The organism is Streptomyces sp. NPDC096176, from assembly GCF_044763255.1.
In the GTDB taxonomy this organism is placed as follows: Bacteria; Actinomycetota; Actinomycetes; order Streptomycetales; family Streptomycetaceae; genus Streptomyces.
Genome location: NZ_JBIWFV010000001.1, coordinates 139,880 through 165,133 on the forward strand (window position 1 = coordinate 139,880; position 25,254 = coordinate 165,133).

The following is a 25,254-nucleotide window of genomic DNA, read 5'->3' on the forward strand; positions in this document are numbered from 1 at the left end:
AAGGGGTGCTCCGCCAAGGGCGGGGTGCCCCTTACCGCTGTCCCCTTACCGCTGTCCACGGCGGCCGACACCCCCGGGTCCGCCGCCGTCGACGGCGAACGCGCACCGGTCGCGGTCCGAGTCGGCCGTCCTCAGCGATCCGAGCCGGCCGGTACCTCGCTGTCCGAGCCCGGCCGGTACCTCGGTCCGCGGCCCCGCCCGAGCGGCGGGGGCGCGGACCGTACTCTTGTCCCCGTGCAGGAACTTCACGACGCCCCCCTCGCCCCCCTGACCACCTTCCGGCTCGGCGGTCCCGCGACACGCCTCGTCACGGCCACCACCGACGACGAGGTGATCGCCGCCGTGCGCGAGGCGGACGAGGCCGGTACGCCGCTGCTGATCATCGGCGGCGGCAGCAACCTGGTCATCGGCGACAAGGGCTTCGAGGGCACCGCACTGCGCATCGCGACCCGCGGCTTCGAGCTCGACGGGACCCGGTTGGAGCTGGGCGCGGGGGAGACCTGGACCGACGCCGTCGCCCGGACCGTCGAGGCGGGCCTCGCGGGCATCGAGTGCCTGGCCGGCATCCCCGGCTCCGCGGGCGCGACCCCGATCCAGAACGTCGGCGCGTACGGCCAGGAGGTCTCCTCGACGATCACCGAGGTGATCGCCTACGACCGCCACGGCGGCGAAACGGTCACCCTCGCGAACGCCGAATGCGGCTTCTCCTACCGCCACAGCCGCTTCAAGCAGGACCCCGACCGCTATGTCGTGCTGCGTGTCCGTTTCCTGCTGGAGGACGCGGGCGGGTTGTCCGCGCCGGTGAAGTACGCGGAGACCGCGCGCGTCCTCGGCGTCGAGGTGGGCGACCGCGTCCCGGCCGCCACCGCTCGCGAGACGGTGCTCGGGCTGCGCGCCGGCAAGGGCATGGTGCTCGATCCCAAGGACCACGACACCTGGTCGGCCGGGTCCTTCTTCACCAACCCGATCCTCACGGCCGCCGAGTACGAGGCCTTCCTCGTCCGCGTACGCGACCGGCTCGGCGACGGCATCGCCCCGCCCGCCTACCCGTCCGGCGACGGCCTTACGAAGACGTCGGCCGCGTGGCTGATCGACAAGGCAGGCTTCACCAAGGGGTACGGCTCCGGCCCGGCCCGCATTTCGACCAAGCACACCCTGGCTCTGACGAACAGGGGCGAGGCCACCACGGAGGACCTGCTCGCGCTGGCCCGCGAGGTGGTTGCGGGAGTGCGGGACGCCTTCGGAGTGACCCTGGTCAACGAGCCGGTGACGGTCGGCGTCAGCCTGTAGATACTCGGCGTCAGCCTGTAGATACCCGGACAGGCCCTGATGCGGGCGGTCCCCGGTGCCGGGCGGTGCCGGGCAGCCCCTAATAGGCGACGCCCACGCCCTGCTTGAGCGTCGCCGGGTCGTCGATCATCGCGATCATCGCGTGCGCCACGTCCGCCCGGCCGATGGTCCGGCCACTGCGCGGGGTGCCGCCGACAACCGTGCGGTAGCTGCCGGTCAGCGGCCTGTCGAGCAGCCTGGGCGGCCGTACGGAGGTCCAGTCGGTGGCGCTGCGGGCCAGCTCGTCCTCCATGACCCGCAGATCCGCGTAGATGTCCTTGAACACGGAGTTGACGACGGAGAGCACGGCCCGGTCGAGCAGCGGCGCTCGCTCCGGCACCGGTCCGAGCGGTCCCGCACTCACCACGAGCAGCCGTTGGGCCCCCTCGGCCTCCATCGCCTCCAGCACCGAACGCGTCAGCCTGGCCGCGATCCCCGCATCGGTCTTCTTCCGGGCGCCGAGACCGGAGAGCACAGCGTCCCGTCCGGCTACGGCCGGGCGGAGCGCCGGCGGGTCCGCCAAGTCCGAGCGGAAGACCTCGAGCCCTGGGCCCGTCACCGTGAACCACGCGGGATCGCGCACCACGGCCGTGACCTGGTGGCCGGCCGCCAGCCCCTGCTTGACGATCTCCTGGCCGATCCCGCCGGTCGCGCCGAACACTGTGAGCTTCATCGTGCACACCCTCCTCAGGTGGGTAAGTGTTCACTCACCTCTACAGTGAGTGTGCACTCACCCGCCCGTCAAGCCCGCTCTGGAGCGTGCATGGAACAGAAGCCGACCCGCGTACGGATCCTCGACGCCGCCCGCGAACTGATGCTCTCCCTGGGCCTGGCGCGCACGACCACCAAGGAGATCGCCAAGGCCGCCGGCTGTTCGGAGGCGGCGCTCTACAAGCACTTCTCCAGCAAGGAGGAGCTGTTCGTGACGGTGCTCGGCGAGCGGTTGCCGAGGCTCGGCGCACTGCTGGGCACACTGGCCGCCGACCCCGGCGGCGCGAGCGTCGAGCAGAACCTCACCGACATCGCCCGACAGGCCGCGCTCTTCTACGAGCAGACCTTTCCGATGGCCGCGTCCCTGTACGCGGACCCCCAGCTCAAACGCCGCCACGAGGCGGCCATGCGCGAGTTGGACGTGGGGCCGCACAAGCCGATCGAGGGTCTCGACGCCTATCTGCGCGCCGAGCGCGACGCGGGCCGCATCAACGCCGACGCCGACACCCGGGCCGCCGCCTCCCTGCTGCTCGGCGCCTGCGCACAGCGGGCATTCGCCTACGAGATGGCTGCGGACGGCAGACCGCCCCAGCTCGACGACTTCGCAGCGGCCCTCGCGCGCACACTGCTGCGCGGCATCTCCCCGGCCTGAGATCCTCGCCGAGGTCCTGCCCGGGCCCGGGGCACCTGCCCGAGCTCCTCGTCAAAGGCGCCGCCGGCTCACCGGTCCGTCACCTCTCGGACGACCGGTCCCGACAGCCAGTCGTCGATGCCCGAGAGCAGCTTTCGCCTGACGTCCTCCGGTGCCGCGGAACCGCGCACCGACTGGCGGGCCAGTTCGGCGAGATCGGCGTCCGCGAAACCGTGGTGGCGGCGGGCGAACTCGTACTGGGCCGCGAGGCGGGAGCCGAAGAGCAGCGGGTCGTCCGCACCGAGGGCCATCGGGACACCCGCCTCGTAGAGTGTCCGCAGCGGTACGTCCTCCGGCTTCTCGTAGACGCCGAGGGCCACGTTCGACGCCGGACAGACCTCGCACGTCACGCCGCGCTCGGCCAGCTTCCGCAGCAGACGCGGGTCCTCCGCCGCACGCACGCCGTGGCCGATCCGGGAGGCGTGCAGATCGTCGAGGCAGTCCCGTACGGACGCGGGGCCGGTCAGCTCGCCGCCGTGCGGGGCCGCCAGCAGTCCGCCCTCGCGGGCGATCGCGAAGGCGCGGTCGAAGTCGCGGGCCATGCCCCGCCGTTCGTCGTTGGACAGGCCGAAGCCGACGATGCCCCGGTCCGCGTAGCGCACCGCGAGCCGGGCGAGCGTACGGGCGTCCAGCGGGTGCTTCATCCGGTTCGCGGCGACGAGCACCCGCATCCCGAGACCGGTCTCCCGCGAGGCGCTGTCCACGGCGTCGAGGATGATCTCCAGTGCCGGGAGCAGACCGCCGAGCCGTGGCGCGTACGAGGTGGGGTCAACCTGGATCTCGAGCCAGCCCGAGCCGTCCTTGATGTCCTCTTCCGCCGCCTCGCGCACCAGCCGCTGGATGTCCTCCGGCTCGCGCAGGCAGGAGCGGGCCATGTCGTACAGCCGCTGGAAGCGGAACCAGCCCCGCTCGTCCGTGGCGCGCAGCTTGGGCGGCTCGCCGCCGGTGAGCGCCTCCGGCAGGTGCACGCCGTACTTGTCGGCGAGTTCCAGGAGGGTGGCGGGCCGCATCGACCCGGTGAAGTGCAGGTGCAGATGGGCTTTCGGCAGCAGGCTGACGTCTCGTACGTGCGGGGGGTCTGAAGAGTGCAGCATTCAGGGATCCTGCCGTACGAAACCCGTCCCGGGCAGCCCCTTTCCCCGATCGGGTCCTTGCCCGAACGCAGAAACGGGCCCCCGGCCGAAGCCGGAGGCCCGTCCCGCGCAGGAGGGGATCAGTCGCGGGCCTCGGCCAGTAGCTTCTGGATCCTGGAGACGCCCTCGACCAGGTCCTCGTCGCCCAGGGCGTACGAAAGACGCAGGTAGCCCGGGGTGCCGAAGGCCTCGCCCGGGACGACCGCGACCTCGACCTCGTCGAGGATCAGGGCCGCGAGCTCCACGGAGTCCTGCGGGCGCTTGCCGCGGATCTCCTTGCCCAGCAGGCCCTTCACGGACGGGTACGCGTAGAACGCGCCCTCGGGGGTGGGGCAGAGCACGCCGTCGATCTCGTTGAGCATGCGCACGATCGTCTGGCGGCGGCGGTCGAAGGCCTCACGCATCTTCGCGACGGCGGCCAGGTCGCCGGAGACAGCGGCCAGCGCGGCGACCTGCGCCACGTTGGAGACGTTCGACGTGGCGTGTGACTGCAGGTTGGTCGCCGCCTTCACAACGTCCTTCGGGCCGATGATCCACCCCACGCGCCAGCCCGTCATGGCGTACGTCTTCGCGACGCCGTTCACCACGATGCACTTCTCGCGCAGCGCCGGGACGAGTGCGGGCAGCGAGGTGAACTTCGCGTCGCCGTAGACCAGGTGTTCGTAGATTTCGTCGGTCAGCACCCACAGACCGTGCTCGGCGGCCCACTCGCCGATCGCCAGGGCGTCGGCCTCGCTGTAGACGGCGCCGGTGGGGTTGGACGGGGAGACGAAGAGGACGACCTTGGTCTTCTCCGTACGCGCCGCCTCGAGCTGCTCGACGGAGACGCGGTAGCCGGTGGTCTCGTCCGCCACGACCTCGACCGGGACGCCGCCCGCGAGGCGGATCGACTCGGGGTAGGTGGTCCAGTACGGCGCCGGGACGATGACCTCGTCACCCGGGTCCAGGACCGCGGCGAACGCCTCGTAGATCGCCTGCTTGCCGCCGTTGGTCACCAGGATCTGGGCCGGGTCGACCTCGTAGCCGGAGTCGCGCAACGTCTTCTGAGCGATGGCCTTCTTCAGCTCGGGCAGGCCGCCGGCCGGCGTGTAGCGGTGGAACTTCGGGTTGCGGCAGGCCTCGACGGCGGCCTCGACGATGTAGTCGGGAGTCGGGAAGTCGGGCTCACCCGCGCCGAAGCCGATCACCGGACGCCCGGCGGCCTTGAGAGCCTTGGCCTTGGCGTCGACGGCGAGGGTTGCGGACTCGGAGATCGCGCCGATGCGCGCGGAGACCCGGCGCTCGGTGGGAGGGGTTGCAGCGCTCATGCGGCCCATGCTCCCAGACGCCGAAGACACGCGGCACACAGGTTTCGCGGACCGGACATCTCCGGCCGGCCGCCGCGTCCTCGACCGGCTGGGAGCGGACGGTACGACGGGCCGGAAGCGGACCGCGGGGCTTTGTGTTCGACGCCGGGCCTGGGAACACGTACACTCACTGGCTGTTGGCCCTCACCAGCCACGTCGGAGCCGGGCACGTAGTGCACCCGGACGGATGCGGTAGGTTGGGGGAACCACAAAGGGTCGTAGCTCAATTGGTAGAGCACTGGTCTCCAAAACCAGCGGTTGGGGGTTCAAGTCCCTCCGGCCCTGCTACACACACCTTCGCCAGGTTGTGTGCGCAGCGCATGTAAGTCTTCTATGCACCGCCGTGCGGCTCCACCGGGCGCGGCACGGCCACGACCCGGGAATCAGGTGAGAGATCGTGACGGACGCCGTAGGCTCCATCGACATGCCTGACGCCGAGGACGAGAGCCCGGAGTCGAAGAAGAAGGCCCGCAAGGGCGGCAAGCGCGGCAAGAAGGGCCCGCTGGGTCGCTTGGCCCTCTTCTACCGCCAGATCGTCGCCGAACTGCGCAAGGTCGTCTGGCCGACTCGTCATCAGCTGACGACGTACACCACAGTGGTGATTATCTTCGTCGTCATCATGATCGGCCTCGTGACCGTGATTGACTATGGCTTCCAGGAAGCAGTCAAGTACGTCTTCGGCTGATCCGCGGAGGGCGCCGTACTCGGCGCCCCTTTCGCATGTTCCACCCCATCTGTATCCAGGAAGAAGCAGCCACCGTGTCTGACCCGAACCTGAACGACGCCGACCGTTCCGGCGAGAGCTTCGAGTCCGCCGAGGACGAGCTCGACATCGTCGAGGCGGCGGACGCTGTGGAGCCGGACCAGGCCGAGGCTGCCGACTCCGCGGCGGGCAAGCCGGCCGAGGAAGAGGCCCTGCACGTCGAGAGCGTTGAGGACGAGGCGGACGTCGAGGACGCCGCCGAGCCCGCCGAAGGTGACGAGGACGCCGCCGAGGCTGCCGAAGGTGACGAGGACGTCGCCGAGGAGCAGGCCGAAGAGGCCCCCGCGGCCCCGGCCGACCCGATCGCGGCCCTCCGCGACGAGCTGCGCGGCCTCCCGGGCGAGTGGTACGTGATCCACACCTACGCGGGCTACGAGAAGCGCGTGAAGGCGAACCTCGAGCAGCGTGCCGTCTCGCTCAACGTCGAGGACTTCATCTACCAGGCCGAGGTCCCCGAGGAAGAGATCGTCCAGATCAAGAACGGCGAGCGCAAGAACGTCCGGCAGAACAAGCTGCCCGGCTACGTGCTCGTCCGCATGGACCTGACGAACGAGTCCTGGGGTGTCGTCCGCAACACCCCCGGTGTCACCGGCTTCGTGGGCAACGCCTACGACCCGTACCCGCTGACCCTGGACGAGATCGTCAAGATGCTCGCCCCGGAGGCCGAGGAGAAGGCCGCCCGCGAGGCCGCCGAGGCCGAGGGCAAGCCGGCTCCGGCCCGCAAGGTCGAGGTCCAGGTGCTGGACTTCGAGGTCGGCGACTCCGTCACCGTCACCGACGGCCCGTTCGCCACGCTGCAGGCCACGATCAATGAGATCAACGCCGACTCGAAGAAGGTCAAGGGCCTCGTCGAGATCTTCGGCCGCGAGACCCCGGTCGAGCTCAGCTTCGACCAGATCCAGAAGAACTAGCAGCTTCTGGGCACCAGGTTTCCGAACAGGTCAGACCGCCTTTCGCAGGCTGTCTGACCTGCTCGGTTTTTGGCCGCGCATGGATACCCGTTATCGTTGTGCGGTATGCCTCCATCCGGATGATCGGGTGGCAGGCGGATAACTCTCACTAGGACCCGGAGAGAGCAATGCCTCCCAAGAAGAAGAAGGTCACGGGGCTTATCAAGCTCCAGATCCAGGCCGGCGCGGCCAACCCGGCTCCGCCGGTCGGCCCCGCGCTGGGTCAGCACGGCGTCAACATCATGGAGTTCTGCAAGGCCTACAACGCCGCGACCGAGTCGCAGCGTGGCATGGTCGTGCCGGTGGAGATCACGGTCTACGAAGACCGTTCCTTCACCTTCATCACCAAGACTCCGCCGGCCGCCAAGCTGATCCTCAAGGCCGCGGGTGTGGACAAGGGCTCCGGCGAGCCGCACAAGACCAAGGTCGCGAAGCTCACGAGCGCCCAGGTCCGCGAGATCGCCACGGTCAAGCTGCCCGACCTGAACGCCAACGACCTGGACGCCGCGTCGAAGATCATCGCCGGCACCGCCCGTTCCATGGGCATCACGGTCGAGGGCTGACAGCCCCAAAGCCCCCAGTGGTAGGGCCGGCGCTGGCCCGCACCACGACTCCACGCTCAACACATCAGGAGCAGAAGTGAAGCGCAGCAAGACTCTCCGCGCTGCGGACGCAAAGATCGACCGGGAGCGCAACTACGCCCCGCTCGAGGCCGTCCGCCTCGCCAAGGACACCGCCGCCACCAAGTTCGACGGCACTGTCGAGGTCGCCTTCCGTCTGGGCGTTGACCCGCGCAAGGCCGACCAGATGGTCCGTGGCACCGTGAACCTTCCGCACGGCACCGGTAAGACCGCCCGGGTCCTGGTCTTCGCGACCGGTGACCGTGCTGCGGCCGCGGAAGCCGCGGGCGCCGACATCGTCGGCTCCGACGAACTGATCGACGAGATCTCCAAGGGCAACCGCCTGAACGAGTTCGACGCGGTTGTCGCCACCCCGGACCTCATGGGCAAGGTCGGCCGCCTCGGCCGCGTGCTCGGTCCGCGTGGTCTGATGCCGAACCCGAAGACCGGCACCGTCACCATGGACGTCGCCAAGGCCGTCAACGAGATCAAGGGTGGCAAGATCGAGTTCCGCGTCGACAAGCACTCGAACCTGCACTTCATCATCGGCAAGGTCTCCTTCGACGAGACGAAGCTGGTCGAGAACTACGCGGCGGCGCTGGAGGAGATCCTCCGTCTGAAGCCGTCCGCCGCGAAGGGCCGCTACATCAAGAAGGCGACCCTGACCACGACGATGGGCCCCGGCATCCCGCTGGACTCCAACCGCACCCGCAACCTCCTCGTCGAGGAGGACCCGGCCGCGGTCTGAGCCTGACGCTCAGGGCCTGCCGGTCCGCGTGTTGTGAGAACGGCCCCCGCGCCTCTTCCGAGGCCGCGGGGGCCGTTTCTGTTTCCGCTGCGACCGCCCGCGCGCGTCGGCCCGCACACCGCGCCCAGCGGCCGCGAGGGGGCGCACAGGAGCCGTACGTCGGCCCCTACGACAGCCGGGAGAGGCGGATCCGCCCGGCGCCGCTTCCCGGCCGGCGGCGGCGCCCGCGAGGGCGTAAGGGCGGATTTGCCTGGCGGCGATACGGTCGCGTACTCTTCCGAGGAAGCCAAAGACCGCTGGTCGTTGCCGTGCTCTCCTTCCGAGGGTCCGGTGGCCGAAGGATCCGCTCAGCAGCGGACGACCCGCGCAGGTGACTCTGGACAAGTTCCCGGAAGCGATTCCGGTCGAGCTCAGCCCCGTGCGCCTGCGCCGGGGCGTTTCGTTTTGTTCAGCCCCTTCTGAGCGGTCCTCATCACCCGGAAGGAGGCCGACGCTCATGGCAAGGCCCGACAAGGCTGCCGCGGTAGCCGAGCTGACGGACCAGTTCCGCAGCTCGAATGCCGCCGTGCTGACCGAGTACCGGGGTCTCACCGTGGCTCAGCTCAAGGAGCTGCGCCGTTCGCTCGGTGAGAACGCCCAGTACGCCGTGGTGAAGAACACGCTGACCAAGATTGCGGCCAACGAGGCCGGGATCACCTCGCTCGACGACCAGTTCACTGGTCCGACGGCGGTTGCCTTCATCACCGGTGACCCGGTGGAGTCGGCGAAGGGTCTTCGTGACTTCGCCAAGGACAACCCGAACCTGATCATCAAGGGCGGTGTCCTTGATGGCAAGGCGCTGTCCGCCGATGAGATCAAGAAGCTTGCGGACCTCGAGTCCCGCGAGGTTCTGCTCGCCAAGCTGGCGGGCGCCTTCAAGGGCAAGCAGACCCAGACTGCTCAGCTCTTCCAGGCGCTTCCCTCGAAGTTCGTCCGCACCGCGGAGGCGCTTCGTGCCAAGCAGGCCGAGCAGGGCGGTGCCGAGTAATTCGGCTCGCGCATTGATCGCCGCCCACTAGGGCGTCGGTCGCAGCGGGCCGAACGTACGCCCGCCTACATGTACATCCGGCACCTGCCGAATTAGTGGAAGGACGCCATCATGGCGAAGCTGTCCCAGGACGACCTGCTCGCGCAGTTCGAGGAGATGACCCTCATCGAGCTCTCCGAGTTCGTGAAGGCCTTCGAGGAGAAGTTCGACGTCACCGCCGCTGCGGCCGTCGCCGTCGCCGGCCCGGCCGGTCCGGCCGCCGCCGCCGAGGCTGCTGAGGAGCAGGACGAGTTCGACGTCATCCTCACCGGCGCCGGCGAGAAGAAGATCCAGGTCATCAAGGTCGTGCGCGAGCTGACCTCCCTGGGTCTGAAGGAGGCCAAGGACCTCGTCGACGGCACCCCGAAGCCGGTCCTCGAGAAGGTCGCCAAGGAGGCCGCGGAGAAGGCTGCCGAGTCCCTCAAGGCCGCCGGCGCCTCCGTCGAGGTCAAGTGACCCCACGGAGTCCGCTGACTCCCGCGCTGTAACGCGCACACACTGAAGGGCGATCACCCAAGCGGGTGGTCGCCCTTCGGCGTGCCCGCCCCCCGCCCGGCTTGCCTTGCTCTCCGGGCAGCGGCGAGTATGGTGATCTTCGCCGTGCGCCCCTCACGGCGGCCGACGAGGATCCCCGGAGCAGCAGCTCAGGGGCTGGGGCCTTGACGAACCGCACGCAGCGCGCAATTCTCAGGACGCGTCGTCGAGACGATCCAGGTTCCGAGGCATGGATCGACGACCGAACGGGCAGTATCGATGTGCGCCTCACGGCGCATGGGGTTCGCGGAGTTGAGAAAAACGAGGGTATCGAGGGTCTCGAAAACCCGCACTGGACATCAGTGTGCCGAGTGGCTACACTGACCCTTTGCGCTGCCTGTTAGCTGCCTCCTGCCCGTCACCAGGGGCACCCCCACGTTTGAGCATCGGATGTAGACACCCCCCAGCTGGGGCTTCTCCCTCCGTGCACAGCATGGGACCGGTACGCGCGTAGTGAGTCCGAGCCCTCGGAAGGACCCCCTCTTGGCCGCCTCGCGCAACGCCTCGACCGCGAATACGAACAACGGCGCAAGCACTGCCCCGCTGCGCATCTCCTTTGCAAAGATCAAGGAGCCCCTCGAGGTTCCGAACCTCCTCGCGCTGCAGACCGAGAGCTTTGACTGGCTGCTCGGCAATGCCGCATGGAAGGCTCGTGTCGAGGCGGCTCTCGAAAGCGGACAGGACGTCCCCACCAAGTCCGGTCTGGAAGAGATCTTCGAGGAGATCTCCCCGATCGAGGACTTCTCCGGGTCGATGTCGCTGACCTTCCGCGACCACCGTTTCGAGCCTCCGAAGAACTCGATCGACGAGTGCAAGGAGCGCGACTTCACGTACGCCGCCCCGCTCTTCGTCACCGCCGAGTTCACCAACAACGAGACCGGCGAGATCAAGTCCCAGACGGTCTTCATGGGCGACTTCCCGCTCATGACCAACAAGGGCACCTTCGTCATCAACGGCACCGAGCGTGTCGTCGTGTCGCAGCTCGTCCGCTCGCCGGGTGTCTACTTCGACTCCTCGATCGACAAGACGTCCGACAAGGACATCTTCACCGCCAAGATCATCCCGTCCCGGGGTGCCTGGCTGGAGATGGAGATCGACAAGCGCGACATGGTCGGTGTCCGCATCGACCGCAAGCGCAAGCAGTCCGTCACCGTCCTGCTCAAGGCTCTCGGTTGGACCACCGAGCAGATCCTCGAGGAGTTCGGCGAGTACGAGTCCATGCGCGCCACCCTGGAGAAGGACCACACCCAGGGCCAGGACGACGCGCTGCTCGACATCTACCGCAAGCTCCGTCCGGGCGAGCCGCCGACCCGTGAGGCCGCTCAGACGCTGCTCGAGAACCTCTACTTCAACCCGAAGCGCTACGACCTCGCCAAGGTCGGCCGCTACAAGGTGAACAAGAAGCTCGGCGCCGACGAGCCGCTGGACGCCGGGGTGCTCACCACCGACGACGTCATCGCCACCATCAAGTACCTGGTCAAGCTGCACGCCGGCGAGACCGAGACCGTTGGCGAGTCCGGCACGCAGATCGTTGTCGAGACCGACGACATCGACCACTTCGGCAACCGTCGTCTGCGCAACGTCGGCGAGCTCATCCAGAACCAGGTCCGCACGGGTCTGGCTCGTATGGAGCGCGTCGTGCGTGAGCGCATGACGACCCAGGACGTCGAGGCGATCACGCCGCAGACCCTGATCAACATCCGGCCCGTCGTCGCCTCCATCAAGGAGTTCTTCGGCACCAGCCAGCTGTCGCAGTTCATGGACCAGAACAACCCGCTGTCGGGTCTCACCCACAAGCGCCGTCTGTCGGCGCTTGGCCCGGGTGGTCTGTCCCGTGAGCGGGCCGGCTTCGAGGTCCGTGACGTGCACCCGTCGCACTACGGCCGCATGTGCCCGATCGAGACCCCTGAAGGCCCGAACATCGGTCTGATCGGCTCGCTCGCCTCCTACGGCCGGGTCAACGCGTTCGGCTTCGTCGAGACGCCGTACCGCAAGGTCACCGACGGCCAGGTCACCGACGAGGTGGACTACCTGACCGCCGACGAGGAGGACCGCTTCGTCATCGCCCAGGCGAACGCGACCCTGAACGACGAGCTCCGGTTCACCGAGGCCCGCGTCCTGGTCCGCCGCCGTGGTGGCGAGGTCGACTACGTGCCGCCGACCGAGGTCGACTACATGGACGTCTCGCCGCGCCAGATGGTGTCGGTCGCGACGGCCATGATCCCGTTCCTCGAGCACGACGACGCCAACCGTGCCCTCATGGGCGCGAACATGATGCGTCAGGCCGTTCCGCTCATCAAGGCGGAGGCCCCGCTCGTCGGCACCGGCATGGAGTACCGCTGTGCCACCGACGCCGGCGACGTCATCAAGGCCGAGAAGGACGGTGTGATCCAGGAGGTTTCGGCCGACTACGTCACCGTCGCGAACGATGACGGCACGTACACCACGTACCGCATCGCGAAGTTCTCCCGCTCCAACCAGGGCACCTCGGTCAACCAGAAGGTCGTCGTCTCCGAGGGCGACCGCGTCATCGAGGGCCAGGTCCTCGCCGACGGCCCCGCCACCGAGAACGGTGAGATGGCGCTCGGCAAGAACCTGCTCGTGGCGTTCATGCCGTGGGAGGGTCACAACTACGAGGACGCGATCATCCTGTCGCAGCGCCTCGTGCAGGACGACGTCCTCTCCTCGATCCACATCGAGGAGCACGAGGTCGACGCCCGTGACACCAAGCTCGGCCCCGAGGAGATCACCCGGGACATCCCGAACGTCTCCGAGGAGGTCCTCGCCGACCTCGACGAGCGCGGCATCATCCGTATCGGTGCCGAGGTCGTCGCCGGCGACATCCTCGTCGGCAAGGTCACGCCCAAGGGTGAGACCGAGCTGACCCCCGAGGAGCGTCTGCTCCGCGCGATCTTCGGTGAGAAGGCGCGCGAGGTCCGTGACACCTCGCTGAAGGTGCCGCACGGCGAGACCGGCAAGGTCATCGGCGTCCGCGTCTTCGACCGTGAGGAGGGCGACGAGCTTCCTCCGGGCGTGAACCAGCTGGTCCGCGTCTACGTCGCCCAGAAGCGCAAGATCACCGACGGTGACAAGCTCGCCGGCCGTCACGGCAACAAGGGCGTCATCTCGAAGATCCTGCCGATCGAGGACATGCCGTTCCTGGAGGACGGCACCCCGGTCGACATCATCCTCAACCCGCTGGGTGTCCCGTCCCGAATGAACCCGGGACAGGTTCTCGAGATCCACCTCGGCTGGCTCGCCAGCCAGGGCTGGAAGGTCGAGGGCAGCGAGGAGTGGATGCAGCGGCTGCAGGCCATTGGCGCCGACGACGTCGCGCCCGGCACGAACGTCGCCACCCCGGTCTTCGACGGCGCCCGCGAGGACGAGATCGCCGGTCTCTTCGAGTCCACGATCCCGAACCGCGACGGCAACCGGATGGTCCAGCCCTCCGGCAAGGCCAACCTGTTCGACGGCCGCTCCGGCGAGCCGTTCCCGGACCCGATCTCGATCGGGTACATGTACATCCTCAAGCTCCACCACCTGGTCGACGACAAGCTCCACGCCCGTTCGACCGGTCCGTACTCGATGATCACCCAGCAGCCGCTGGGTGGTAAGGCCCAGTTCGGTGGCCAGCGATTCGGTGAGATGGAGGTGTGGGCGCTGGAGGCGTACGGCGCCGCCTACGCACTCCAGGAGCTGCTGACGATCAAGTCCGACGACGTGACCGGCCGCGTGAAGGTCTACGAGGCCATCGTCAAGGGCGAGAACATCCCCGAGCCCGGCATTCCCGAGTCCTTCAAGGTGCTCATCAAGGAAATGCAGTCGCTCTGCCTCAACGTGGAGGTGCTCTCGTCGGACGGTATGTCCATCGAGATGCGCGACACGGACGAGGACGTCTTCCGCGCTGCGGAAGAGCTCGGTATCGACCTGTCCCGGCGCGAGCCGAGCAGCGTCGAAGAGGTCTGACGGGCCTGGCCGGGGCTCCCGCCAAGGAGCCCCGGTCGTCCCCGGACCCTCCCCCTACGCCCCCGGGCGTGGAGGGACCCCCATCAGACCACTTGATTGAGACACGACCCCGAAAGAGGGATTGACGCACAGTGCTCGACGTCAACTTCTTCGACGAGCTGCGGATCGGCCTTGCCACCGCGGACGACATCCGGACCTGGTCCCACGGCGAGGTCAAGAAGCCCGAGACCATCAACTACCGCACGCTCAAGCCCGAGAAGGACGGACTCTTCTGCGAGAAGATCTTCGGTCCGACCCGGGACTGGGAGTGCTACTGCGGCAAGTACAAGCGCGTCCGCTTCAAGGGCATCATCTGTGAGCGCTGTGGCGTCGAGGTCACACGCGCCAAGGTGCGCCGTGAGCGGATGGGCCACATCGAGCTTGCCGCTCCCGTCACCCACATCTGGTACTTCAAGGGCGTTCCGTCGCGCCTCGGCTACCTGCTGGACCTGGCGCCGAAGGACCTCGAGAAGGTCATCTACTTCGCCGCGTACATGATCACGTTCGTGGACGAGGAGCGCCGCACGCGTGACCTGCCCTCGCTGGAGGCCCACGTCTCCGTCGAGCGCCAGCAGGTCGAGAACCGCCGCGACGCCGACCTCGAGGCCCGCGCCAAGAAGCTCGAGACGGACCTGGCCGAGCTCGAGGCCGAGGGTGCCAAGGCCGACGTGCGCCGCAAGGTGCGCGAAGGCGCCGAGCGTGAGATGAAGCAGCTGCGCGACCGTGCCCAGCGCGAGATCGACCGTCTCGACGAGGTGTGGAACCGCTTCAAGAACCTCAAGGTCCAGGACCTCGAGGGCGACGAGCTGCTCTACCGCGAGCTGCGTGACCGCTTCGGCACGTACTTCGACGGTTCGATGGGTGCCGCGGCGCTGCAGAAGCGCCTGGAGTCCTTCGACCTCGACGAGGAGGCCGAGCGTCTCCGCGAGATCATCCGTACCGGCAAGGGCCAGAAGAAGACCCGTGCGCTCAAGCGCCTCAAGGTCGTCTCCGCGTTCCTGCAGACCAGCAACAGCCCCAAGGGCATGGTGCTCGACTGCGTGCCGGTCATCCCGCCGGACCTGCGTCCGATGGTGCAGCTCGACGGTGGCCGCTTCGCAACCTCCGACCTGAACGACCTGTACCGCCGTGTGATCAACCGCAACAACCGTCTGAAGCGTCTGCTCGACCTCGGTGCCCCCGAGATCATCGTGAACAACGAGAAGCGGATGCTCCAGGAGGCGGTCGACGCCCTCTTCGACAACGGCCGTCGTGGTCGCCCGGTCACGGGCCCCGGCAACCGTCCGCTGAAGTCCCTCAGCGACATGCTGAAGGGCAAGCAGGGCCGCTTCCGTCAGAACCTGCTCGGTAAGCGAGTCGACTACTCGGCGCGTTCCGTCATCGTCGTCGGCCCGCAGCTCAAGCTGCACCAGTGCGGTCTGCCCAAGGCCATGGCGCTGGAGCTCTTCAAGCCGTTCGTGATGAAGCGCCTGGTCGACCTGAACCACGCGCAGAACATCAAGTCGGCCAAGCGCATGGTCGAGCGTGGCCGCACCGTCGTGTACGACGTCCTCGAAGAGGTCATCGCCGAGCACCCGGTGCTGCTGAACCGTGCGCCCACCCTGCACCGCCTCGGCATCCAGGCCTTCGAGCCGCAGCTGGTCGAGGGCAAAGCCATCCAGATCCACCCGCTCGTCTGCACCGCGTTCAACGCGGACTTCGACGGTGACCAGATGGCCGTGCACCTGCCGCTGTCCGCGGAGGCGCAGGCCGAGGCCCGCATCCTGATGCTGTCCTCGAACAACATCCTCAAGCCGGCCGACGGCCGTCCGGTGACCATGCCGACCCAGGACATGGTGCTGGGCCTCTTCTTCCTCACCACGGACGAGGAGGAGCGCAAGGTCATCGGCGAGGGCCGGTCCTTCGGTTCCACCGCCGAGGCGATCATGGCGTTCGACGCCCGGGAGCTCTCGCTCCAGGCGAAGATCGACATCCGCTTCCCGGTCGGCACCATCCCGCCGCGCGGCTGGACGCCGCCGGCGGACGAGGACGAGGCCGGCGAGGGCACGTGGCAGCAGGGGGACTCGTTCCGTCTGCGCACGACCCTGGGCCGCGCGCTCTTCAACGAGCTGCTGCCCGAGGACTACCCGTTCGTCGACTACTCGGTGGGCAAGAAGCAGCTCTCCGAGATCGTCAACGACCTCGCCGAGCGCTACCCCAAGGTCATCGTGGCGGCGACGCTCGACAACCTGAAGGCGGCCGGCTTCTACTGGGCGACCCGTTCCGGTGTCACCGTGGCCATCTCCGACGTCGTCGTTCCCGAGGCGAAGAAGGCGATCGTCAAGGGCTACGAGGAGCAGGACGAGAAGGTCCAGAAGCAGTACGAGCGCGGTCTGATCACCAAGGACGAGCGCACCCAGGAGCTCATCGCGATCTGGACCAAGGCGACCAACGAGGTTGCCGAGGCGATGAACGCGAACTTCCCGAAGACCAACCCCATCTTCATGATGGTCAACTCGGGTGCTCGTGGAAACATGATGCAGATGCGTCAGATCGCCGGTATGCGTGGTCTGGTGTCGAACGCCAAGAACGAGACCATCCCGCGTCCGATCAAGGCGTCCTTCCGCGAGGGTCTGTCCGTGCTGGAGTACTTCATCTCCACGCACGGTGCCCGTAAGGGTCTGGCGGACACCGCTCTGCGTACCGCCGACTCGGGTTACCTCACCCGTCGTCTGGTGGACGTCTCGCAGGACGTCATCATCCGCGAAGAGGACTGCGGCACCGACCGCGGCCTCAAGCTGCGGATCGCCGAGCGCGGCGCCGACGGCGTGCTGCGCAAGGCGGAGGACGTCGAGACCTCCGTGTACGCCCGCATGCTCGCCGAGGACGTCGTCGTCGACGGCAAGGTCATCGCGCCTGCCAACGTCGACCTGGGCGACGTGCTCATCGACGCGGTCGTCGCGGCCGGCGTCGAGGAGGTCAAGACCCGTTCGGTCCTGACCTGTGAATCCGCTGTCGGCACCTGTGCGTACTGCTACGGCCGCTCGCTCGCGACCGGCAAGCTGGTCGACATCGGTGAGGCGGTCGGCATCATCGCCGCCCAGTCCATCGGTGAGCCCGGTACGCAGCTGACGATGCGTACCTTCCACACCGGTGGTGTGGCCGGTGACGACATCACCCAGGGTCTGCCCCGTGTCGTCGAGCTCTTCGAGGCTCGTACGCCCAAGGGTGTCGCCCCGATCTCGGAGGCGGCCGGCCGCATCCGTATCGAGGAGACCGAGAAGACCAAGAAGATCGTCGTCACCCCGGACGACGGCAGCGACGAGACGGCGTTCCCGATCTCGAAGCGTGCCCGTCTGCTGGTCGGCGAGGGCGACCACGTCGAGGTGGGCCAGAAGCTCACCGTGGGCGCCACCAACCCGCACGACGTGCTGCGGATCCTCGGTCAGCGCGCGGTCCAGGTCCACCTGGTCGGCGAGGTCCAGAAGGTCTACAACTCGCAGGGTGTGTCGATCCACGACAAGCACATCGAGATCATCATCCGGCAGATGCTGCGCCGTGTGACGATCATCGAGTCCGGCGACGCGGAGCTGCTGCCGGGCGAGCTGGTCGAGCGTTCGAAGTTCGAGACCGAGAACCGTCGTGTGGTCACCGAGGGCGGTCACCCCGCCTCCGGCCGTCCGCAGCTGATGGGTATCACCAAGGCCTCGCTGGCGACCGAGTCGTGGCTGTCGGCGGCGTCCTTCCAGGAGACGACCAGGGTTCTGACGGACGCGGCGATCAACGCCAAGTCCGACTCCCTGATCGGCCTCAAGGAGAACGTCATCATCGGTAAGCTCATCCCGGCCGGTACGGGCCTGTCCCGCTACCGCAACATCCGGGTCGAGCCGACCGAGGAGGCCAAGGCCGCGATGTACTCGGCCGTCGGCTACGACGACATCGACTACTCGCCGTTCGGCACGGGCTCCGGCCAGGCCGTTCCGCTGGAGGACTACGACTACGGTCCGTACAACCAGTAGAAGCGCGTGAGGAAGGGCGGTCACCCCGTGGGTGGCCGCCCTTCCGGCGTTGGCAGGGGACCGGTGCGGTGAGGCCGTTCCGGCACGACGGCGGTGCCTGGGTACGGCTGGCAGCCGACGCGGGCCCGGCAGCCGGTGGGGACCCCGTACCTCGTCCTCCGCCACCCGTGGAGCCCGCACCGGGCCGTGCCGGTACGGCCCGCCTGGCCCCGCGCCTTCACCTGGCAGAGGGCCGAAAGGGGCTCTCGGGACGTCCTCGCTGGGCAGACGGCGGCCGTGCGTGGGCATTTGTTTTGACCGGAGTCCATGCGGTAGGTACGCTCAGACCTTGTGCCTGGGGTGTGCCTGGGCTCGTGTGCGTGTCCTCTGCCGCATGGCGAGTCCTAGACCGGCCACCGCAATCTGTGCCCTTTCCGCCCTGGCGGCGGGGGTGCGCAGTATTCGACACACCCGACCGCGTGGGTCGGCGACGTTCCAGGTTAGCTTCACTGACGGCACACAGAAACCGGAGAAGTAGTGCCTACGATCCAGCAGCTGGTCCGCAAGGGCCGGCAGGACAAGGTCGAGAAGAACAAGACGCCCGCACTTGAGGGTTCTCCTCAGCGCCGCGGCGTCTGCACGCGTGTGTTCACGACCACCCCGAAGAAGCCGAACTCGGCCCTCCGTAAGGTCGCGCGTGTGCGTCTGACCTCCGGCATCGAGGTCACGGCCTACATCCCGGGTGAGGGACACAACCTGCAGGAGCACTCCATCGTGCTCGTGCGTGGTGGCCGTGTGAAGGACCTGCCGGGTGTTCGTTACAAGATCATCCGCGGTTCCCTGGACACCCAGGGTGTCAAGAACCGCAAGCAGGCCCGCAGCCGCTACGGCGCCAAGAAGGAGAAGTAAGAATGCCTCGTAAGGGCCCCGCCCCGAAGCGCCCGGTCATCATCGACCCGGTTTACGGTTCTCCTCTGGTGACCTCGCTCATCAACAAGATCCTGCTCAACGGCAAGCGTTCCACCGCTGAGCGCATCGTCTACGGCGCCATGGAAGGCCTCCGCGAGAAGACCGGCGCCGACCCGGTCATCACGCTGAAGCGCGCCCTCGAGAACGTCAAGCCGTCTCTCGAGGTCAAGTCCCGCCGTGTCGGTGGTGCCACCTACCAGGTGCCGATCGAGGTCAAGCCCGGTCGTGCCGCCACCCTCGCGCTGCGCTGGGTCGTGGGTTACTCCCGCGCCCGCCGCGAGAAGACCATGACCGAGCGCCTCATGAACGAACTGCTCGACGCCTCCAACGGCCTCGGCGCTTCGGTCAAGAAGCGTGAGGACACGCACAAGATGGCCGAGTCCAACAAGGCCTTCGCGCACTACCGCTGGTAGTCGCTACCCACATCGAGACCGAGAGAAGATTGAGCCTTATGGCCACCACTTCGCTTGACCTGGCCAAGGTCCGCAACATCGGGATCATGGCCCACATCGACGCGGGCAAGACGACGACCACCGAGCGCATCCTGTTCTACACCGGTGTGAGCTACAAGATCGGTGAGGTCCACGACGGCGCTGCCACGATGGACTGGATGGAGCAGGAGCAGGAGCGCGGCATCACCATCACGTCCGCCGCGACGACCTGTCACTGGCCGCTCGAGGACGTCGACCACACCATCAACATCATCGACACCCCGGGTCACGTCGACTTCACCGTCGAGGTGGAGCGTTCGCTCCGCGTCCTCGACGGCGCCGTGACCGTGTTCGACGGTGTCGCCGGTGTGGAGCCGCAGTCCGAGACGGTGTGGCGCCAGGCCGACCGTTACGGCGTGCCGCGCATCTGCTTCGTCAACAAGCTCGACCGCACCGGTGCGGAGTTCCACCGCTGTGTCGACATGATCGTGAGCCGCCTCGGTGCGACCCCGATCGTCATGCAGCTCCCGATCGGTGCCGAGGCCGACTTCAAGGGCGTCGTCGACCTCGTTCGTATGAAGGCTCTTGTCTGGTCCGCCGAGGCCACCAAGGGCGAGATGTACGACGTCGTCGACATCCCGGCCACCCACGCCGAGGCCGCCGAGGAGTGGCGCGGCAAGCTGGTCGAGACCGTCGCCGAGAACGACGAAGAGATCATGGAGCTCTTCCTCGAGGGCCAGGAGCCCACCGAGGAGCAGCTCTACGCCGCGATCCGTCGCATCACCATTGCCTCCGGCAAGGGCGGCGACACCACGGTCACCCCGGTGTTCTGTGGCACCGCGTTCAAGAACAAGGGCGTCCAGCCCCTGCTCGACGCGGTCGTGCGCTACCTCCCCTCCCCCCTGGACGTCGAGGCCATCGAGGGTCACGACGTGAAGGACGCGGAGCAGGTCGTCTCGCGCAAGCCGTCCGAGTCCGAGCCGCTGTCGGCCCTCGCGTTTAAGATCGCGAGCGACCCGCACCTCGGCAAGCTCACCTTCATCCGGGTCTACTCGGGTCGCCTGGAGGCCGGCACCTCGGTGCTGAACTCCGTCAAGGGCAAGAAGGAGCGCATCGGCAAGATCTACCGCATGCACGCGAACAAGCGTGAGGAGATCGACGCGGTGGGCGCCGGCGACATCGTCGCCGTCATGGGCCTGAAGCAGACCACCACCGGTGAGACGCTGTGCGACGAGAAGAACCCGGTGATCCTGGAGTCCATGGACTTCCCGGCGCCGGTCATTCAGGTCGCGATCGAGCCCAAGTCCAAGGGTGACCAGGAGAAGCTGGGTGTCGCCATCCAGCGTCTCGCGGAGGAGGACCCCTCCTTCCAGGTTCACTCGGACGAGGAGACCGGCCAGACCATCATCGGTGGTATGGGCGAGCTTCACCTCGACGTGCTCGTCGACCGTATGCGCCGCGAGTTCAAGGTCGAGGCCAACGTCGGCAAGCCGCAGGTCGCCTACCGCGAGACGATCCGCAAGACCGTCGAGCGTCACGACTACACCCACAAGAAGCAGACCGGTGGTACCGGTCAGTTCGCCAAGGTGCAGATCGCGATCGAGCCGATCGAGGGCGGCGACGCCTCGTACGAGTTCGTGAACAAGGTGACCGGTGGCCGCATCCCCAAGGAGTACATCCCTTCGGTGGACGCGGGTGCGCAGGAGGCCATGCAGTTCGGCATCCTGGCCGGCTACGAGATGACCGGCGTTCGCGTCATTCTTCTCGACGGTGGCTACCACGAGGTCGACTCCTCCGAGCTCGCCTTCAAGATTGCCGGTTCGCAGGCCTTCAAGGAGGCCGCGCGCAAGGCTTCGCCCGTACTGCTCGAGCCGATGATGTCCGTCGAGGTCACCACGCCCGAGGACTACATGGGTGAGGTCATCGGCGACATCAACTCCCGCCGTGGTCAGATTCAGGCCATGGAGGAGCGCAGCGGCGCTCGCGTCGTGAAGGGCCTCGTGCCCCTCTCGGAGATGTTCGGCTACGTCGGAGACCTCCGCAGCAAGACCTCGGGTCGCGCAAGCTACTCGATGCAGTTCGACTCCTACGCCGAGGTTCCGCGGAACGTCGCCGAGGAGATCATCGCGAAGGCCAAGGGCGAGTAACTCTTCCGAGCCCACGCTTTAGGCTTGACACCATCCGCCGGGGTTCGCCCCCGAAACCGAGGACCGGATCCCGGCGGCTGGCATCCCAGCAAAGATCACCTGGCGCCGATGAAGCAAGGCGTTCAGAACCACTCCAGGAGGACCCCAGTGGCGAAGGCGAAGTTCGAGCGGACTAAGCCGCACGTCAACATCGGCACCATCGGTCACATCGACCACGGTAAGACGACCCTCACGGCCGCCATTACCAAGGTGCTGCACGACGCGTACCCGGACCTGAACGAGGCCTCGGCCTTCGACCAGATCGACAAGGCTCCTGAGGAGCGCCAGCGCGGTATCACCATCTCCATCGCGCACGTCGAGTACCAGACCGAGTCGCGTCACTACGCCCACGTCGACTGCCCCGGTCACGCGGACTACATCAAGAACATGATCACGGGTGCGGCGCAGATGGACGGCGCCATCCTCGTGGTCGCGGCCACCGACGGCCCGATGCCGCAGACCAAGGAGCACGTGCTCCTGGCCCGCCAGGTCGGCGTTCCGTACATTGTCGTCGCCCTGAACAAGGCCGACATGGTGGACGACGAGGAGATCCTGGAGCTCGTCGAGCTCGAGGTGCGTGAGCTCCTCTCCGAGTACGAGTTCCCGGGCGACGACCTGCCGGTCGTCAAGGTCTCGGCGCTCAAGGCTCTCGAGGGCGACAAGGAGTGGGGCCAGTCGGTCCTGAACCTGATGGCCGCCGTCGACGAGGCGATCCCGCAGCCCGAGCGTGACGTCGACAAGCCGTTCCTGATGCCGATCGAGGACGTCTTCACGATCACCGGTCGTGGCACCGTCGTCACCGGCCGTATCGAGCGTGGTGTTCTCAAGGTCAACGAGACCGTCGACATCGTCGGTATCAAGCAGGAGAAGACCACCACCACGGTCACCGGCATCGAGATGTTCCGCAAGCTGCTCGACGAGGGCCAGGCCGGTGAGAACGTCGGTCTGCTCCTCCGTGGCATCAAGCGCGAGGACGTCGAGCGCGGCCAGGTCATCATCAAGCCCGGTTCGGTCACGCCGCACACCGAGTTCGAGGCCCAGGCCTACATCCTGTCCAAGGACGAGGGTGGCCGGCACACGCCGTTCTTCAACAACTACCGTCCGCAGTTCTACTTCCGTACGACTGACGTGACCGGTGTTGTGACCCTCCCCGAGGGCACCGAGATGGTCATGCCGGGCGACAACACCCAGATGTCCGTCCAGCTGATTCAGCCGGTCGCCATGGAAGAGGGCCTGAAGTTCGCCATCCGTGAGGGTGGCCGGACCGTGGGCGCCGGCCAGGTCACCAAGATCACCAAGTAGTTCGGTGGTTTGACCTGGTAGCTCGCTGAGCTGCAAGAAGGGCCCCGCACCGTCAGGTGCGGGGCCCTTCGTCATGCGTGGCGTCGGTGGGGGGTCGGGTCGCGCATCTGCCCTGCGGCCGGGGGCGCGCGAGCCCGGCAGCATCCCAGGGAGGCTTTATCCCGCCGCGCTGCCCGTCGGCGGCGACCAGATCCACGGGTGCGCGTCCGGTCCCAGGCCGACGACCGTGACCCCCGCGGCGGTGAGGTCCAGCGTGGGGGTGTCGAGCGCCACCGGCCCCGCCTCGCGCGTCAACAACCGGCCCTCGAAGCGCAGCTGGATCCGTCCGCGCAGGTCCCTGCCGAGCAGGGCGAGCCCGTCGGGGCCGCCTGCCGCGCCGACCGGGCCGTACCCCTCGAAGGCGACGGCGGGCAGCCGTTCGCCGCCCGCGCTCAGCCGGCTCAGCTCCGGGGAGGCGCTGCCGCGCGAGTCCCGGCTCGAGACCCGCTTCCAGGGCAGCTCCGTGCGGTACAGCAGCTGCACGGAGCCCTCCGCGTCGGCCAGCGCCGCGGGGGTGCCGACCGCGGCCGGCAGCCGTCCGGCGGGCCGGTGGCGCAGAGGACGGCCGGGGGCCTCCTGGGTCCAGTGGTGAACGGTGTCGTGGCCCGCGCCGAAGACGTGGACCCGCCCGGTGCCGTCCACCACGGTGGACAGGCCGTCCTGTATCTCGGCGGCGCCGTCGAGTGTCTGCCAGCCGCTCCAGCGGCCGTCCGCGCCGCGGACCCTGGTGCTGACGCCCTTGTCCGCGTTGCGCACGAACAGATGGACACGGCCGTCGGGTGCGGTGACGGCCACCGGCACGCCGATGCGCCGGCCCCGGTCGTCGGTGTGCTCCGGGTTGCCGAGGCCTCGCCAGGCACGGAACGCGCCGCCCGCGGAGCGCTGCTCCAGCAGCACGATCTCCCGGGTGTTGCTCCCGCCGTGTCCGCTGATCGCGGAGAAGCGCAGGGCGAAGAGGAGCTCGCGGCCGTCCTCGAGGGCGGTTGCTCCCAGCGCGGGCGCCAGCGGGCCGCCGCCGAGGTCGTCCGGTTCGCTCCACCGGCCGCTGCCCGGCAGGGTCTCGCGCCAGCGGACCGCCCGCAGGCCCAGGACCCCGTACGCGGAGAGCCGGCCGTCGGGCTCCGTGGCAACGGCGGGGCGGGCGCCCGGGTAGCGGTGGTGGGTCGAGCGCACCCAGCCCTTCTTGTTGGTCAACGGGCGCCGGCCGCCGACGTTGTAGTCGCCGCAGCCGCCGCTGTTGCCGCACTCCCAGGCGGGGTCGCCGCCGTACGGGACGAGATGCTCGGCCTTCTCCTCGATCAGCCGCGGCGGCAGGTTCTTGGGCCAGTGGCGGTTGTAGTAGCCGCGGAAGGAGGTGGCGACGAACGCCGGTATGCCGCCGCCGTCCTCGGTGGCGGCAGCCACCCAGCGCACCATCGCCGCCCAGCTGAACGAGGCGACGGCGGTGTGGTCGGCGTGGTCCGAGTAGCCGGGCTGCTCGCTGTCCCGCTTGCGGGTCGCCTCGTCGCTGTACTGGATGTCCGGGTCCGGATCGAGGGTGTGGATCACGGTGGGCCGGTACCGCTCCATCAGACCGACGAGGACGTCCGTCAGGTCGTCGTAGCCATAACTGTCGGCCCGCCGGACGGGGGAGCCGTCGGTGATCGCGGTCGGCACGCTCGATGCACGGTCCTGCCAGAGGCTGGGTACGGCCGTCCAGCGGCGAGGGGCGTGCATCGAGAGGTTCAGGAAGATCAGTTCGACGCGGCGGTTGCCGTCGGCGAGCGTGTTGATCTCGGCCCGCCGGTCGCCGCGCAGGGTGGCGACGCCCTTCTGCCACTCGGTGAACTTGTCGAGGCCGAGCAGGCTCGCGTACGCCTGGCGCAGCCCCTGATGGCGGGCGGAGGAGTACGCCCCCTTGTCGGCGGGGCCGTCCGGCCGCCCGGGGATGTGGTTGACACCGTTGTGCTCGCCTGCGGTGACGTAGACGCATACGAGGGGGACGCCGGAATCCAGCATCTGCTGGGCGTCCGGGTTCATGAAGTACAGGTCGTCGTCGGGGTGCGCCAGTATCTGCATCAGCTGCGCACGCCGCGAGGTGGCGATGGGCATGCCGGGTGCGGGATCGGCGGTCGGACCGGTGCGGCGGGGCGCGGGCACCGAGCACGACGTGAGCGCGGCGGCGGAGACGGACGCGGTCAGGGCGGTCAACGCGGCGACGACACTGCGCCGCCGTGGCCGGGACCTGCTTGCGCGCAGCCCTGACACAGCTCTGTCTTCCACGTGTGGTGCTCCGTCCGGTCCCCCCGCAGCGGCCGGGCGGTGCCCCCGTCTGCGTACTGTGATGTCCCCAGGTGGCGGCCGGGTCGGTCGAGCCGATAGCCGCGATCAACTAGACGGGGCGCGGCTGCGGGGGGTTGCCTGGATGTTTGCCATGTGTTCGATCTGACTCGCGGCGCGGGGGCGGCTGCCCTT

At 68.0% G+C, this 25,254-nt stretch carries 18 protein-coding genes and 1 tRNA gene; 15 read left to right on the plus strand and 4 right to left on the minus strand.

What is annotated here, in order from left to right; translation table 11 throughout:
• Positions 1–234 precede the first annotated feature (234 nt).
• The gene (locus tag ACIQ7Q_RS00735; RefSeq protein WP_403854808.1) at positions 235–1,290 is read left to right on the plus strand and encodes a UDP-N-acetylmuramate dehydrogenase; all 1,056 of its coding nucleotides are present in this window, start codon (positions 235–237) and stop codon (positions 1,288–1,290) included.
• Between the two features lie 79 nt (positions 1,291–1,369).
• Here ACIQ7Q_RS00735 and ACIQ7Q_RS00740 read toward each other — a convergent pair whose 3' ends face one another.
• Complete coding sequence (locus ACIQ7Q_RS00740) at positions 1,370–2,002, minus strand: NAD(P)-dependent oxidoreductase (RefSeq protein WP_403854811.1); 633 nt, start codon at positions 2,000–2,002, stop codon at positions 1,370–1,372.
• Positions 2,003–2,092: 90 nt separating this feature from the next.
• On the opposite strand from ACIQ7Q_RS00740, the gene ACIQ7Q_RS00745 reads away from it, so the two are divergent.
• Positions 2,093–2,692, plus strand: a complete 600-nt coding sequence (locus ACIQ7Q_RS00745; RefSeq protein ID WP_403854814.1) for a TetR/AcrR family transcriptional regulator — start codon at positions 2,093–2,095, stop codon at positions 2,690–2,692.
• Positions 2,693–2,760: 68 nt separating this feature from the next.
• On the opposite strand, the gene ACIQ7Q_RS00750 is transcribed toward ACIQ7Q_RS00745, so the two are convergent.
• Together ACIQ7Q_RS00750 and ACIQ7Q_RS00755 are read right to left on the minus strand one after the other, a co-directional pair.
• Positions 2,761–3,825: an adenosine deaminase gene (locus tag ACIQ7Q_RS00750; RefSeq protein WP_403854817.1), complete on the minus strand. Its 1,065-nt coding sequence runs from the start codon at positions 3,823–3,825 to the stop codon at positions 2,761–2,763.
• A gap of 119 nt (positions 3,826–3,944) precedes the next feature.
• Positions 3,945–5,171: a pyridoxal phosphate-dependent aminotransferase gene (locus tag ACIQ7Q_RS00755; RefSeq protein ID WP_403854820.1), complete on the minus strand. Its 1,227-nt coding sequence runs from the start codon at positions 5,169–5,171 to the stop codon at positions 3,945–3,947.
• 251 nt (positions 5,172–5,422) lie between these two features.
• Here ACIQ7Q_RS00755 and ACIQ7Q_RS00760 point away from each other — a divergent pair.
• The 13 genes from ACIQ7Q_RS00760 (at position 5,423) to tuf (ending at position 22,761) form a co-directional block, all read left to right on the plus strand.
• Positions 5,423–5,495: transfer RNA gene (locus tag ACIQ7Q_RS00760), tRNA-Trp, on the plus strand.
• Between the two features lie 112 nt (positions 5,496–5,607).
• Positions 5,608–5,895, plus strand: a complete 288-nt coding sequence (gene secE / locus ACIQ7Q_RS00765; RefSeq protein ID WP_356633358.1) for a preprotein translocase subunit SecE — start codon at positions 5,608–5,610, stop codon at positions 5,893–5,895.
• Between the two features lie 74 nt (positions 5,896–5,969).
• A complete protein-coding gene (gene nusG, locus ACIQ7Q_RS00770; RefSeq protein WP_403854824.1) occupies positions 5,970–6,884 on the plus strand; it encodes a transcription termination/antitermination protein NusG in 915 nt (304 codons plus the stop codon).
• Between the two features lie 167 nt (positions 6,885–7,051).
• Positions 7,052–7,486 carry a 50S ribosomal protein L11 gene (rplK, locus tag ACIQ7Q_RS00775; protein ID WP_356633362.1) on the plus strand — a complete coding sequence of 145 codons (435 nt, stop codon included), beginning with the start codon at positions 7,052–7,054 and terminating at the stop codon, positions 7,484–7,486.
• A 76-nt stretch (positions 7,487–7,562) separates the two neighbouring features.
• The gene (gene rplA / locus ACIQ7Q_RS00780) at positions 7,563–8,291 is read left to right on the plus strand and encodes a 50S ribosomal protein L1 (protein ID WP_005313630.1); all 729 of its coding nucleotides are present in this window, start codon (positions 7,563–7,565) and stop codon (positions 8,289–8,291) included.
• A gap of 496 nt (positions 8,292–8,787) precedes the next feature.
• Positions 8,788–9,318 carry a 50S ribosomal protein L10 gene (rplJ, locus tag ACIQ7Q_RS00785; protein WP_403854828.1) on the plus strand — a complete coding sequence of 177 codons (531 nt, stop codon included), beginning with the start codon at positions 8,788–8,790 and terminating at the stop codon, positions 9,316–9,318.
• 111 nt (positions 9,319–9,429) lie between these two features.
• Positions 9,430–9,813 carry a 50S ribosomal protein L7/L12 gene (gene rplL / locus ACIQ7Q_RS00790; protein ID WP_403854831.1) on the plus strand — a complete coding sequence of 128 codons (384 nt, stop codon included), beginning with the start codon at positions 9,430–9,432 and terminating at the stop codon, positions 9,811–9,813.
• Between the two features lie 561 nt (positions 9,814–10,374).
• Positions 10,375–13,857, plus strand: a complete 3,483-nt coding sequence (gene rpoB, locus ACIQ7Q_RS00795; RefSeq protein WP_403854834.1) for a DNA-directed RNA polymerase subunit beta — start codon at positions 10,375–10,377, stop codon at positions 13,855–13,857.
• A 131-nt stretch (positions 13,858–13,988) separates the two neighbouring features.
• Positions 13,989–17,894: a DNA-directed RNA polymerase subunit beta' gene (locus ACIQ7Q_RS00800; protein ID WP_403854837.1), complete on the plus strand. Its 3,906-nt coding sequence runs from the start codon at positions 13,989–13,991 to the stop codon at positions 17,892–17,894.
• 516 nt (positions 17,895–18,410) lie between these two features.
• Positions 18,411–18,782: a 30S ribosomal protein S12 gene (gene rpsL, locus ACIQ7Q_RS00805; RefSeq protein ID WP_003948652.1), complete on the plus strand. Its 372-nt coding sequence runs from the start codon at positions 18,411–18,413 to the stop codon at positions 18,780–18,782.
• A 2-nt stretch (positions 18,783–18,784) separates the two neighbouring features.
• Complete coding sequence (rpsG, locus tag ACIQ7Q_RS00810; RefSeq protein WP_147987673.1) at positions 18,785–19,255, plus strand: 30S ribosomal protein S7; 471 nt, start codon at positions 18,785–18,787, stop codon at positions 19,253–19,255.
• A 38-nt stretch (positions 19,256–19,293) separates the two neighbouring features.
• Entirely contained in the window at positions 19,294–21,420 is a 2,127-nt protein-coding gene (gene fusA / locus ACIQ7Q_RS00815) for an elongation factor G (protein WP_356631683.1), read from the plus strand.
• A 147-nt stretch (positions 21,421–21,567) separates the two neighbouring features.
• The gene (tuf, locus tag ACIQ7Q_RS00820; protein WP_356631681.1) at positions 21,568–22,761 is read left to right on the plus strand and encodes an elongation factor Tu; all 1,194 of its coding nucleotides are present in this window, start codon (positions 21,568–21,570) and stop codon (positions 22,759–22,761) included.
• A gap of 156 nt (positions 22,762–22,917) precedes the next feature.
• Here tuf and ACIQ7Q_RS00825 read toward each other — a convergent pair whose 3' ends face one another.
• Complete coding sequence (locus tag ACIQ7Q_RS00825; RefSeq protein WP_403854842.1) at positions 22,918–24,990, minus strand: PIG-L family deacetylase; 2,073 nt, start codon at positions 24,988–24,990, stop codon at positions 22,918–22,920.
• Positions 24,991–25,254 lie beyond the last annotated feature (264 nt).

Bases quoted from the DNA above. Each gene is read 5' to 3' on its own strand.
- ACIQ7Q_RS00740 (WP_403854811.1), bottom strand. From the start codon at position 2,002: ATGAAGCTCACAGTGTTCGGCGCGACCGGCGGGATCGGCCAGGAGATC.
- ACIQ7Q_RS00745 (WP_403854814.1), top strand. From the start codon at position 2,093: ATGGAACAGAAGCCGACCCGCGTACGGATCCTCGACGCCGCCCGCGAA.
- ACIQ7Q_RS00750 (WP_403854817.1), bottom strand. From the start codon at position 3,825: ATGCTGCACTCTTCAGACCCCCCGCACGTACGAGACGTCAGCCTGCTG.
- ACIQ7Q_RS00755 (WP_403854820.1), bottom strand. From the start codon at position 5,171: ATGAGCGCTGCAACCCCTCCCACCGAGCGCCGGGTCTCCGCGCGCATC.
- rplK (WP_356633362.1), top strand. From the start codon at position 7,052: ATGCCTCCCAAGAAGAAGAAGGTCACGGGGCTTATCAAGCTCCAGATC.
- rplJ (WP_403854828.1), top strand. From the start codon at position 8,788: ATGGCAAGGCCCGACAAGGCTGCCGCGGTAGCCGAGCTGACGGACCAG.
- rplL (WP_403854831.1), top strand. From the start codon at position 9,430: ATGGCGAAGCTGTCCCAGGACGACCTGCTCGCGCAGTTCGAGGAGATG.
- rpsG (WP_147987673.1), top strand. From the start codon at position 18,785: ATGCCTCGTAAGGGCCCCGCCCCGAAGCGCCCGGTCATCATCGACCCG.
- fusA (WP_356631683.1), top strand. From the start codon at position 19,294: ATGGCCACCACTTCGCTTGACCTGGCCAAGGTCCGCAACATCGGGATC.